The sequence below is a fragment of the Prevotella histicola genome (assembly GCF_055385135.1).
Genome location: NZ_AP043793.1, coordinates 1,037,633 through 1,051,473, shown reverse-complemented (window position 1 = coordinate 1,051,473; position 13,841 = coordinate 1,037,633). Strand labels below are relative to the sequence as shown.

Below are 13,841 nucleotides of genomic sequence, written 5' to 3'. Positions count from 1 at the left end.
GCTCTATAATAGGTGATGCAGATTCGGATAGTAAGTAAAGAAAGAAGGGCTTGTTTATAGTTTGCTGTCACTTCTGTCACTCCTTATATGGCTATAACTACTTGTTCATAAGGGTTTTGTGGTAAATGTTAAAAGTGACAGCAACTTAAAATTAAAAATAGACTGGGTGTATTGTATCGTTTATATAGTCGAAGTGTTATAATAACCTTGGGCTTAACATAGCTTGTCTACTTGTCTATCTATCTACTTGTCAACCCGTTTATCTGCCAAGTTATGTAACATTATGTTTGCAGCATTATTGGATAAGACTGCGTTCTCCAAACAATTACGAACGAGTTGGTAGTTGTTAAGTATGTATTTTGAGGGGATGGGACTCCAATCTCACCTGTTACCTATGTTGTTAAGTAGATATTCTTTGTTCTTTTTAAGGTCGAGCCAGCCGCTAACACCGTCTTTTACGATGTGGTAAAAGTATCGGGTGCTCTGTTCCAACTCATCGTAAACAGGTGTGTCGTTGTACGAATAGATGCCCACTTTGCCATCTTTGTAGAAATAAATATATCCATTGTTGTGCATCATAATAGAGTCGTAGACCATCGGAAGAATAGTTTTGCCCTTTAGAGTCCGTATAGGATAAGTCTCCAAAGGTCTTTCCCAATCACCATATTTTACTGTACCTTCCTTAGGTTCCACATCGTTTGGCTGTTTATAATCGTAGGCAAGAATGCCAAATTTGCCATTTCTTCCTACTCTTATCCATTCTGGACGTACATAGAGATCTCCCAGAAACCAACTGTTCCCATTGCATCTGTACTCTTTTTTACCATCAAGAAAGGAAATGGAATCGGTAGGTTGGCAGTCTGAAAGCACGTAACGCTTGTCTTCTTCGCATGTTACACCAGGTCCGGCAGTGTAGTATTTCAGCTGGTATTGCCCACGTTTCTTTAGCAAACTATATGTCCAATGAGGTACAGTGCCACAAACTCCCAACCGTATTTTCCAAGGATTTTTCATCTTTTCCCCTGTCTCATCGCAGTAAAAAGCACCATTTCTGTTCAGCACATTTATGCAACCAATCATACAATTAGGTATTTCATATGCAACCATGGCGTTTCCCAAGTTGAGCTTTTGAAGGTAAAGATTGTACACATCAACCCCTTTCTTTGTATGCGCAATAATAAAACGGTTTCCACAAATGATGCTGTCGTAATCTTGTTTCAGCATATTTTCGCCGAAAGCGTTCACCAATTGGCACCTACCTTCGTCCGTTTTCTTAACGTTCAAGAAGTCTTTAAGAACAATATTCATGAAGTCGTAGGGTGCAGCAGCATCGTATTTATTTCCTACTTCTGTTAGTTCTGCAGGTTGACAGTCACGAGATAATTTCACGAACTGGTCGCCTTTAATCGTTGGAAGCAACAAATAATCGAATGATCTATAAGCGAATAGCAAAACCGTCTTTCCACCTTTTAGTTCTAAAACAAGCGGACTCAATGGTTGAGACATCCCACGCCAGGTTGTAACCGAGTCTGGAACACACGAAGAAGTAGTTATTACGCGGTATGTATACCTATCAGCTTTGGTATAACGCAGCTGTTGAATAAACGCAAGGTCGGGTCGTAAGAACTTTAAAACATAATTCGATTTCTCTTCATTGCGCTTCCAGTTGCCGTCTTCTTTGATATCGAACGTCTTGCCAACATAGCTTTCGAGAGCTATGTAACGCAGATTATTTGCGTCAACGCAATACTCTCTCGCTTTTTCAATATCGCTTCTACTTAGTGTATCGTTGCAAGAATATAAATGCCAGACCATCTGATAAGCTGCAGAAGCTTTGCTTATGCTTATTTCTTTTCGATCTATTTGCAGGCGTCTATGAGCATAACGGTCGGTGCCAAGTTTTGTATAAAGGTCTATCCAACTGCCATCTGCGCCGTAACCTATGGCATCAACATCTGGTAAAGGCAGTCGTTGCTGCGCATAAAGACTGGTCATTATGCAGCAAGAAAACAATAAAAAGAATACGAATTTTCTCATAGATTTATTTATATGAATGGGAGATAATCATCCTAAATTGGGCAAAAGACCTGCAATACAGATGAAAAGTAGCAATGGATGTCCTAACTATAAGTTCTCAACTTTGAACTTTATAATGTATCCTTATTCTATTTGAACTATTTATTAGTCGAACCTTCTACCTGTTAATTTCTCCACCATTAACCTTGCAGCATTGTCTGGTGCGACATCATTTCCTAATCGCTCACGTACGAGTTGATAGTCAGTAAGCATACGTTCACGACCAGGTTGACCAGGAAGAATACGATAGAGTTCGTTAGCAATATTATAAATAGAGAACCTATCTGCAAAGAGTTCCTGTACAATCTCTTTGTCAGCGATAAGATTAACAAGAGAGATAAAGCGCACTTTGATGATGTGTTTGAAAGCAATTCGAATGAGTTTGGGGACAGGAGTCTCGTAACATACTACTTGTGGAACGTTCAACAGTGCTGTCTCAAGTGTGGCAGTACCACTGGTTACAAGTGCAACAGTAGAGTGGGAGAGAAGTTCGTAAGTTTGCATTTTAACCATCTTAGCTTCACTATCACCTAAGAACTTCTTATAGTAAGCCTCACCGACTGATGGCGCAGCAGCAATAACCATCTGATAATCCTCAAAATGACGAGCAGCTTCAAGCATAGAAGGGAGATTATCTTTTATCTCTTGCTTGCGACTACCGGCAAGTATTGCGATGATTGGTTTGGCTGATAATCCGTTCTTTTGGCAGAATTCGTCCTTTGATTCGGTGTAGATGTGGCGGAAGTTATCAACTTCTTCTGCCGTAGGATTTCCTACATAGTGTATCTTGTAGTTGTGTTTCTTCTCATAGAAAGGTATCTCAAACGGCAGAATAGAAAACATCTCCTGCACGTCACGTTTGATAGCTTTGATACGCCACTCCTTCCATGCCCATATCTTTGGTGATATATAATAGTAAACAGGGATTCTTGTATGCTTCTTTATGAACTTTGCTATGCTAAGATTGAAGCCTGGATAGTCAATGAGAATGACGACATCAGGTTGCCATCGTACAATGTTTTCCTTGCACATCTTCATGTTTTTGAAGATGGTTGGCAAGTGAAGGAGTACTGGGATAAAGCCCATGTAAGCTAATTCACGGTAATGTTTTACACGTGTTCCCCCTACTTTTGTCATTAAGTCACCTCCAAAGAAGCGGAATTCAGCTTCTGGATCATATTGTTTGAGTGACTGCATGAGACGTGAAGCATGTAAGTCGCCAGATGCTTCTCCAACTATCAGATAATACTTCATTGAACAAAAGTTTTTAAAGTGATTCCCAATCTTTCATCTTATTGAGCATATCGTAGTCTGTAACGTCAATCTTTGATGGTGTTATAGTTACATAACCATGCTCCAACGCCCACTGATCGTTATCCGTAGCAGATGGTTCATCGTTCCGATAGTGCCCTGTCATCCAGTAATAATTAAAACCCCGAGGATGCTTGCAACACTCTACTTCACGCGTCCAACTGCCGAATCCCATCCGACAAACCTTTATTCCAGCAAAGTGTTCGGCCTTAGGGAAGTTCACATTCAGGCATACTCCCTTGGGCAATCCTTCTGCAAGTACCTTCTTAACAATTATTCTTACATAATCACGTAAGTGGGAAAGGTCGGCTTCTGGATTATAATCACAACTTGAGAAAGCTATGGAAGGGATGTATTTCATACAGCCTTCGTAGGCTATTCCCATTGTCCCACTGTAATGATTGTTCACAGATGAGTTATCTCCATGGTTGATACCACCAAGGATAAGGTCGGGCTTACGGTCCTTCAGAATCTGGTCTAATGCTATTTTTACACAATCAACAGGTGTACCAGTGCATGACCATACCTCACAGTCTGGAATGTTATGTTGTCTTTTAATTAGAAGATAGTCAACGACAGAGAACGCACATGAGAACCCTGAACGGCCTGATTCTGGTGCGCAGACAACAACATCAGCAAAGTCTGTCAGGAAAGAGACGAGTGTTCGGATGCCGTTGGAGCGATATCCATCATCGTTAGAGATAAGTATGAGTGGTTTCTTAAAATTCATAATTTCGCTTTGATTTAGTTGCAAAAGTACGAAAAAAGGTTCACAAAGCCCTGCAATCTCACATAAAATATGTATCTTTGTGGGCTATAAACACATACGAATTAGATATAGAAAATGGGAAAGATTATCGCACTCGCCAATCAAAAAGGCGGCGTTGGGAAGACAACTACCACTATAAATTTAGCAGCTTCACTGGCAACATTAGAGAAGTCTGTTTTGGTTGTTGATGCTGATCCACAGGCTAATGCTTCAAGCGGTCTGGGTGTTGACATCAAAGAGGTGGATTGTTCTCTTTACGAATGTATCATTGACCATGCCGACATTAAAGACGCAATCTACACAACCGATATAGAAGGGCTTGATATTGTCCCAAGTCACATTGATCTTGTTGGCGCAGAGATAGAGATGTTGAAGCTTAACGGACGTGAGAAAGTTATGAGCAATCTGCTGGCTCCTATTCGTGATGACTATGATTATATCCTGATTGACTGTAGTCCTTCACTTGGTTTAATAACTGTAAATGCACTGACAGCAGCTGATTCTGTTATTATCCCTGTCCAATGTGAATATTTCGCACTGGAAGGTATCAGTAAGTTGCTTAATACGATTAAGATTATTAAGAGCAAACTGAATCCGAAGTTAGAGATAGAAGGCTTCTTGTTGACAATGTATGATAGTCGTCTTCGTCTTGCACGTCAGATATATGATGAGGTGAAACGTCACTTCCAAGAGCTGGTATTTAAATCTGTTATCCAGCGTAATGTTAAGCTTTCAGAGAGTCCGAGTCATGGTTTGCCAGTCATTTTATATGATGCTGAATCCACTGGTGCAAAGAATCATCTCTGTCTTGCGAAAGAAATTATTGAAAAGAATAAGAAATAAAGAATAAAGAAGCGAAAGCGGAGAGTAGTACTTTGTATGTTGTAGACATTGTATCTATCACCCTTTTACTCCTTTTTAACTCCTTAAAATGGCTGTACATAAGAAATATAATCGTAATGCGAAGACCAATGCTCTTGGTCGAGGTTTAGATGCGCTGATATCCACAGAGGCAGTAAGTACGCAGGGTAGTTCTACTATTAATGAGATAGCAATAGATCAAATTGAGGCTAACCCTAATCAACCACGCCGTGAGTTTGATCCTGTCGCATTGGAAGAACTGTCAAATAGTATTCGTGAACTAGGACTTGTTCAGCCTATCACATTACGACAAATAGATGATAATCGTTTTCAGATTATTGCTGGAGAACGTCGTTGGCGCGCCTGTCAGTTGGCTGGTCTGACGGCTATTCCTGCTTATATCCGCACCATCAAGGATGAAAATGTGATGGAATTGGCGCTGGTAGAGAATATTCAGCGTGAGGATCTGAATGCTATAGAGATAGCTTTGGCTTATGAGCATCTTCAGGAAAAAAGCGGAATGACACAAGAACGTGTTGCTGAACGTGTTGGAAAGAGTCGGGCTGCAGTAGCCAATTACCTACGATTATTGAAACTTCCTGCTCAGGTTCAGATGGCTTTGCAGAAGAAAGAGATAGATATGGGACATGCCCGTGCTTTGCTTTCTCTGAATAGTCCATCCCTTCAGCTGAAGCTTTTCCGCGAAATTCAGAAGAACGGTTACAGCGTTCGTAAGGTGGAAGAGCTCTGCCAACAGTTGAATAGTGGGGAGGATATCCAGACTGCAAAGAAGAAAATAGCCGCTCGTACACGCCTTCCAGAAGAATTTAACATCCTTAAGCAGCGACTCTCTTCGTTCTTTAATACTAAGGTTCAGATGAGTTGCAATGCTAATGGTAAGGGGAAAATCAGTATCTCTTTTGCTTCTGAGGAAGAATTGGAGCATATTATGGAGGTAATGGATAAAATGAAATAAGCCAGTTGAAGGCTTTTGCATTAGGTATTAGATAGATAAGAAGGGATAGTGATGAAGTTTAATAGTATAATAAGCAGAGGGCTGTTAGTAGCTGGTATGTTCATTTATGGGATGAACATGCATGCACAGTATGTACCTACGGACTCCATAAAAGTAATCTATCCTGGTGATTCTGCTGTTGTTGAGGTTCCTAATTCACAGGATAAGTATGTTGAACAAAAGGCTTTGTTGACTCCAGATGATGAGGGAAAACTCTCTTCAGTCGTTAGGAAAGACAGTCTGAAAATGATGAAGAAAGGGCGTGACTGGAGCAAATGGCGTCCTAATCCTAAACGAGCATTATGGTTAGCGATAGTCTTGCCGGGTGCTGGACAGGTCTATAACCGTAAGTATTGGAAACTCCCAATCTTTTACGGTGGCTTCGTTGGGTGTATCTATGCTATGACATGGAACAATCAGATGTATCACGACTATGCACAGGCATATATCGACATAATGGATAATGATCCCACAACGCAGAGCTATAATAACTTCCTTCATTTAGGAACGACGATTACTCCTGCTAATGAGGAACGTTATAAGAATATCTTTAAACAACGCAAAGACCGTTATCGGCGATGGCGTGACTTAAGTATCTTTACGACGATTGCTGTTTATGCACTCTCTGTTATTGATGCTTATGTCGATGCTTCACTGTCTGATTTCGATATATCAGATGATTTGTCGTTGCATATTGCACCGACGATTATATCTGACAAGAGTCTTGCTACTCCTAATAATCCTTTCCGCTCATCGGCAATTGGACTTGGATGTAGCTTGACTTTCTAACAGCAGTGCACTGAATTTGCACTAACCAAAGGGTAAATAATGAGTAGAAAGAGACGTATCTTCTCCTTTATTATAGGTCTTGGATGTGTTTGTACCATGCAGGCACAGCAACAGACCGTTATAGATGATCATGGCAAGACTGTTGAAGTCATGATTCCAGATGCTGATGGAGCTCTGTCTGGTTATGTCAGTGTTGATTATTCCGATGATAAGTTTTATGCAAATGGTTCGTCACAGAGGAATAATATGAATGCTGACGCAGAGAATGGAATGGAGGAGATTGACCGTAAGATTCGTAACCTCTCCAATGTCATGTCACTGACTTATAATGATGAGGTGAAGAAATATATTGACCGTTATACAAAAGCAGGACGTCAATCAACTTGTTATCTGTTGGGACGTGCGCGTTATTACAATCGTTTCTTTGAGGATGCATTACGGACATACGGATTACCAATGGAACTGAAGTACCTCCCAGTGATTGAATCGGGACTGAATCCGAATGCAACGTCACGTGTTGGTGCGGCAGGATTGTGGCAATTTATGACGACAACTGGCAAACAATACAATCTTCGGATTGATGATTATATTGATGAACGTCGTGATCCGGAGAAGTCTTCTTATGCTGCAGCACGTATGTTGAGCGATCTTTATCAGCGTTTTGGTGACTGGATATTGGCATTAGCAGCTTATAACTGCGGTCCGACACGTGTCAGTAACGCTATTTCAAAGGCTGGTGGTGCTTCCGACTTTTGGGCTGTTTATCAGTATCTCCCGAAGGAAACGCGTGGATATGTACCTGCATTCATAGCTGTAAACTACGTAATGAACTATTATGCCGATTACAATATACAGCCTCTATCAACAGGCTTACCCGTCCGTTGTGATACAGTTGTAGTGGAGAAGGATGTTCGTTTAGGTAAGATTGCTGATGTGCTGGGTATGGAAATAGCCGACTTGAAGATTCTCAATCCACAATACCGACAGGATCTCATAAAGGCTTTTAGTACAGATGGTACAGTGAAGTTACGACTTCCAGCAGAGATGATAGAGCGGTTTAACTATAATAAGGAATTGATTTATCAAGATAAGCCTTCTTTTGAAGCGCCTGTAATGACTGTTACTGCCACAACAACAATTGGTTCACAAGGTCATACCGGATCCCATCAGGGCTTATTGATGCGCTAAAACAGATCCCTCACATTATTATATACAGGAGGATGCGATATGGATAATAATAAGGAGAAAACGGAGAATCGAGAAGCCGAGTATGAGAAGATGGTGGACAATGCTTTCCAACATCTGTTAGATACATACCTTGCCTCACGCCATCGTAAGAAAGTTGATATTATTACTAAGGCGTTCAATTTTGCTCGACAGGCTCATAAAGGCGTACGCCGACTGTCGGGAGAGCCCTATATCATGCACCCTATAGCTGTGGCACAGATAGCCTGTGAGGAAATGGGACTTGGTGCAACGAGTATCTGTTCAGCTTTGTTGCATGATGTGGTTGAGGATACAGACTATACTGTTGAGGATATAGAGAATATCTTTGGACCAAAGATAGCACAGATTGTTGATGGACTGACAAAGATTTCTGGTGGGATCTTTGGTGAACAGGCTTCAGCACAGGCAGAGAACTTCAAGAAGTTACTGTTGACGATGAGTGATGATATCCGTGTCATCCTTATAAAGATTTGTGACCGATTGCATAATATGCGCACATTGGCATCACAACCTGCCAACAAGCAGTATAAGATAGCAGGAGAAACACTTTATATCTATGCACCACTTGCCAATCGTCTTGGTCTGAATAAGATAAAAACAGAACTTGAAGACCTTAGTTTCCGCTATGAACATCCTGATGCCTATGCCTCTATTGAGAAGAAACTTGCTTCTACACAGGCTCAGCGCGATACTCTTTTTGAGGAGTTTACCGCTCCAATCCGTAAGGCTCTTGATGATATGGGCTTTGAATATGAACTTAAAGCACGTGTGAAGAGCCCTTATTCCATTTGGAATAAGATGCAGAATAAGCATGTGACATTCGAAGAGATATATGATATTCTTGCAGTCCGTATAATCTATAAACCTAAGCGTCCAGACGAGGAAATCAATGATTGTTTCCAAATATATGTAGCTATTAATAAGATTTACAAGAGCCATCCTGACCGTTTGCGTGACTGGGTGAATCATCCGAAAGCCAATGGTTATCAGGCATTACACGTGACACTGATGTCGGCAAAGGGACGTTGGATAGAGGTTCAGATCCGTTCAGAGCATATGAACGAGGTTGCTGAACAGGGTTTTGCTGCACATTGGAAGTATAAGGATGGTAATGAGATAACCGAGGATGAGGGCGAACTGAACGAATGGCTCAGTACGATTAAGGAGATTCTTGACGATCCTCAGCCTGATGCGATGGATTTCCTTGATGCTATCAAGCTGAATCTCTTTGCGTCTGAGATATTTGTCTTCACACCAAAGGGTGAAATAAAGACAATGCCAGCAGGATGTACGGCACTCGACTTTGCTTTCCAGATCCATACTTTCCTTGGAAGCCACTGCATAGGTGCTAAGGTCAACCATAAGCTGGTACCACTTAGTCATAGACTGCAGAGTGGTGACCAGGTTGAAATACTCACGTCTGCATCACAACACGTAGACCCTTCATGGATCAACTTCGTCTCTACTGCTAAGGCTAAGGCAAAGATACAGGCTATATTGCGGCGTGAAGGGAAGGAGATACAGAAGGCTGGTGAAACGCTGCTGTCAAAGTGGCTGGCTGCAAACGACCTGGAGATGACCACCTCGGTACTTGACAAGCTTTGTAGTCTGCATGGATTCTCTGTACATGAGAGCCTTTTCAAAGCCATTGGTGAGAAGACTGTCATATTGGGTGACCGTGATTTAGATGAAATACGGGGGAAAAAGAAGTTCGAGAGTACGATCGTCTCTGGTGGTTGGCGGCGTTATGTTCCTTTCCTGAAGTCGAATGATAAGAAGACAACGGACCCGATGCGCTCAGACGATACTTCAACAGAAGGACTGATTGTCGTAACGAAGAATCTGAATAAGAAGAAACCTATCTTCATCAGTGAGGAGAACATTCATCGTTATCTCTTCCCACAGTGCTGCCATCCTATTCCTGGTGATGACATTCTGGGTTATATTGATAACAAAAACCATATAGAGATACACAAGCGTTCGTGTCCTGTTGCTGCAAAACTCAAGGCAAGCTATGGTACCCGTATCCTGGATGCCAAGTGGGATATGCACCGGCGGATATTCTTTGATGCGTCAATTGAGATACGAGGGATAGACCGCAGAGGAATGTTGCATGATATCTCTGATGTCTTGTCCGACCAGTTGGGTGTGAGTATCCACAAGGTGACCATCTCCAGTGATGATGGTATCTTTGATGGGTCAATAGAACTCAGGGTTCACGACCGCAAGGATGTACAGGTCATTGTCGATAGTCTGAAGCGCATCAATGGTATGCAGGAAGTACAGGAAATCATCTGATGGATTTAGAGACAACTCCTCCTTATTGATTGTTCATGAAGTAGAAAACATAAAAACAGGGATAAACGGGTAACGCTTATCCCTGTTTTATTTTAGTTTTTAGTTGCTGTCACTTTTAACACTTCCCGTAAAGCGCACATCCTAAGCCACTTATGCTCCTTAAAGCAGTGACGGCAGTGACAGCAACTTTTTAAAAACAATTCCCCCGCATACGCTGAACGGCTTACTGCTCATCTCCCAGTTGTAAGCCGTACGCTTATTTCCCTTGTCCCATCACCCTTGTGCCTTACGCTCCAAAGAACCCAAAGCCTGCATGCTTTCCACGCGTTATTTTCCTTGTGCCATGCATCATCACATGTCGTGCTGACCATCCGCACATCCAGTGTTAGCCATCTGCACACTATGTATTCATGCTAAACGTCCTCCTTAAGGATGTCCCTTTACGCTGCATACTACAGTAACTGGTGCATAAAAGTATCAAAAAAGGAACTTACCGAGAAAGTATTTCAGAATCCATTTTAAATTTGCTGTCACTCCTGTCACCCCCTTCAGCCTTATAACCAGCTGTCTTACAACGCCTTTGCAAAAACCTAAAAAGTGACAGCAAGCACAATAAAAACTTTTTCTTAGTAATAGTGCATCATACAGAGAACGATACCAACGGCAACAAAAAACTTGCCCCTAACACCAAGAAGGGTGAAAGGGGCAAGGAAACGAAAATTAAAACCAGAGAGACACTTCCTTCTTTATCGTAGCTGTATTACACTGCTAAATATAGATTTATATATAATAAACAAAAAACAATAAATAAAGTCTAAAAAGTGTCTATAAATCCAATTGTATCATAGAGAATAATGAGTAGATTCAACCAAGAGAAAGATTACAAATCATTCATTTTAGGTATTGTGAGTTTTCCCTTAAGTACGTATCTTTGCACCCGTCATTTTATAGCGTTTCTAGTAGCGCTGGTGGCTTAATCTACAAGCGTGAGTAAATATTTTCTTTCTGCATCTTCCGTCTGACTGTAAGGGGATGGAGTACCATGTGATGAAGTAAACTTTTTATAATCTGCATATATATGATAAAATATCTATTAAAGTTAAGGAGGTGTATACAGACACGTACACCAATGATAATCTTATGTCTGTTGCTCTTTAGCACTTTACCTTCCGTTGGTTCTGTCAGTCTGTTCCCCCCCGGGCAAGAAACGTCTGATGATGACCAGGTGACGATATGTGTTGTAGCTGAACAATCACAAGAGCCACTTACTGGAGCAGTGGTACGTTGTGAAGGAGTGAATCCTGCCATAACAGACACCGAAGGACGTTGTGTTATCAAGCTCAAGAACGGAGTTAACAAGTTGAAAGTGACGGTTTCCTATATCGGATATAAAACCTTCACACGTTTAGTAACCATTCCAGAAGACAGAAAGATAACCCTACAGTTGAAGGATGACTCCAAACAATTGGATAACGTAACGGTCACAGCCTTACAACGCCACACAAGCGTACTGCAACAATCATCGGCTATCAGTCAGGAAGCATTAGAGAAGGGTGGGGCTACATCATTAGCCAAACTGCTCGAAACCATTCCCGGTGTCAGCTCCATCAGTACGGGTAACACCATTGCAAAGCCCGTTATACAAGGAATGCACAGTAGTAGAATCCTTCTGATGAACAATGGAGTAAGGTTGGAGAGCCAGAGTTGGGGTGCCGATCATGCCCCAGAGTTAGACTATACAGGATCAAGTATGGTTGAAGTAGTGAAAGGAGCAGAGTGTATTCGCTATGGTTTCGGTGCTATGGGTGGTGTCGTTCTGCTGAATGATGCTCCCCTCCCATATGGTAACAAAGCGTTAAAGGTGAATGGTAATGTCAACCTTGGATATGACACCAATGCTCGTGGGCTCAGTAGTTCGGCTAGTGTTGAGACAGGTTACAAGAAATTTGGACTACGTCTCCATGGTATGTACACCAAGGGAGGTGACTATCACACGGCAGATTACGTGCTGAACAACACTGGATACAACACGATAAGCCTCTCAGCCTTGGCTGGTTATCAAGGAAAGAAAATCACAGCAACCGTCTTTTCCAGTATCTACTACCAGCGCAGTGGTATATATTATGCCAGTAAGGTGTCGGACATAGCCCAACTCATAAAGCGCTTTGAATATGGCCGTCCAGACCCAGAGACCATTAAACCTTTCTCATATGAGATAAAACCACCGTTCCAACAGTCGCAACATGTGACGTTGAAGGGTGAATTGAAGTGGGATATCAATAAGAATCATCAGCTTGATGTGACGCTATCTTTCCAAGAGAACCTGCGCCAAGAGTTCGAAAACAGAAAGAAAACACAGTGGAGTTGGATTCCAATGCAGGACTTGATACTGAAGACTTATAAGTTTGATGTACTGTGGCATGCAAAGTGGAAGCTATGGAAGATGACCACTGATGCAGGACTCTCTAATACTTATCAGACCAATTACAACTATCCCGGTACGAAACAGCCCGCTTTTGTACCTAATTTTGCAGCCCTTTCAATGGGTGGTTACTTCTTACATAAAGCAGAGTTTGGTAAGTTACAGTGTGCACTCGGTATGCGATATGACTTCCGTGTGTTGTCAGTCAATGGTTATAGCAGCCTTAGTAATTACACCTACTACGACGATTTTAAGCTCTACAGTAACTTTACGATGAGTTTTGCAACACACTATCAATTCAACGACAAGTGGGATGCACGTGCCAATATCGGTTGGTCATGGCGTCCACCCGATATCAATGAGCTTTATGCTATAGGTTTACAGGATGGTTCTTATTGGGTAGTGGGTAATAAGAATCTTGCTAGTGAACGTGGATATAAGCTGGTGCTGGGTACAAGATACCGTAATACATGGCTGTCAGTAGAGCCAAGCTTCTTCTTCCAGCGCATCAATAGTTACATATACGACCATATCGGAGAAGGAAAAGACCGATTCCATAACCATCCAAGTGGAAAATATCCGAAGTTCATCTATGACCAAGATGACGTGAAACTCTATGGTGGTGACATAGAAGCCACAGTCAAACCTATAGACAGACTGACCTTTGTTGCCAAAGGTGAATGGATGTTTGCACGTAATATCACGCATAATGACTGGTTACCTTTCATGCCTTCTGACCGTTACGGACTCTCTGCAACTTATGACCTTCCGCTGACAAAAGATTACAAATACCGTTCAACACTGTCGTTGTCAGGGATATATGTCACTAAGCAGACACGCTTTGACCCAGATAAAGACCTCGTTCCAGACTCTCCACCAGCTTACTTCTTGCTGAATGGTACGGCAGAGTTCCGCATCGCTTTACCTATGAAACGAGAATTGAAGTTCATGATTGTCGGTGAGAATATTCTTAATGCACTCTATAAAGAATACACAGACCGCTTCAGATATTATGCACATGAGCGTGGAGCAAACTTCTCTTTACGTACATTGTTTAAGTTTTAAATAGCTGA

At 41.8% G+C, this 13,841-nt stretch carries 9 protein-coding genes; 6 read left to right on the top strand and 3 right to left on the bottom strand.

The annotated features are described in order from the left end of the window. Nucleotides 1–381: 381 nt before the first annotated feature. The 3 genes from ACZ48L_RS04365 to surE form a co-directional block, all read right to left on the bottom strand. On the bottom strand, nt 382–2,037 hold the full coding sequence (locus tag ACZ48L_RS04365; RefSeq protein ID WP_025791832.1) for a hypothetical protein: 1,656 nt from the start codon (nt 2,035–2,037) through the stop codon (nt 382–384). 144 nt (nt 2,038–2,181) lie between these two features. After that, nucleotides 2,182–3,330, bottom strand: a complete 1,149-nt coding sequence (gene lpxB / locus ACZ48L_RS04360) for a lipid-A-disaccharide synthase (protein ID WP_025791833.1) — start codon at nt 3,328–3,330, stop codon at nt 2,182–2,184. 13 nt (nt 3,331–3,343) lie between these two features. Next, nucleotides 3,344–4,117, bottom strand: a complete 774-nt coding sequence (gene surE / locus ACZ48L_RS04355) for a 5'/3'-nucleotidase SurE (RefSeq protein WP_025791834.1) — start codon at nt 4,115–4,117, stop codon at nt 3,344–3,346. 114 nt (nt 4,118–4,231) lie between these two features. Between surE and ACZ48L_RS04350 the strand changes: the two genes are divergently transcribed. From ACZ48L_RS04350 to ACZ48L_RS04325, 6 genes are all read left to right on the top strand, one after another. Continuing rightward, nucleotides 4,232–4,999: a ParA family protein gene (locus tag ACZ48L_RS04350; RefSeq protein ID WP_008824049.1), complete on the top strand. Its 768-nt coding sequence runs from the start codon at nt 4,232–4,234 to the stop codon at nt 4,997–4,999. An 88-nt stretch (nt 5,000–5,087) separates the two neighbouring features. Then, nucleotides 5,088–5,993, top strand: a complete 906-nt coding sequence (locus tag ACZ48L_RS04345; protein WP_008824050.1) for a ParB/RepB/Spo0J family partition protein — start codon at nt 5,088–5,090, stop codon at nt 5,991–5,993. Between the two features lie 51 nt (nt 5,994–6,044). Next, entirely contained in the window at nt 6,045–6,821 is a 777-nt protein-coding gene (locus ACZ48L_RS04340) for a DUF5683 domain-containing protein (RefSeq protein ID WP_025791836.1), read from the top strand. Between the two features lie 39 nt (nt 6,822–6,860). Next, nucleotides 6,861–8,009: a lytic transglycosylase domain-containing protein gene (locus tag ACZ48L_RS04335; protein WP_464722028.1), complete on the top strand. Its 1,149-nt coding sequence runs from the start codon at nt 6,861–6,863 to the stop codon at nt 8,007–8,009. A gap of 39 nt (nt 8,010–8,048) precedes the next feature. After that, the gene (locus ACZ48L_RS04330; protein ID WP_025791838.1) at nt 8,049–10,346 is read left to right on the top strand and encodes a RelA/SpoT family protein; all 2,298 of its coding nucleotides are present in this window, start codon (nt 8,049–8,051) and stop codon (nt 10,344–10,346) included. A gap of 1,078 nt (nt 10,347–11,424) precedes the next feature. Further along, nucleotides 11,425–13,833 (top strand): TonB-dependent receptor plug domain-containing protein, encoded by a 2,409-nt coding sequence (locus tag ACZ48L_RS04325; protein WP_025791840.1) that lies wholly within the window; start codon nt 11,425–11,427, stop codon nt 13,831–13,833. The last annotated feature ends 8 nt before the right edge of the window (nt 13,834–13,841 follow it).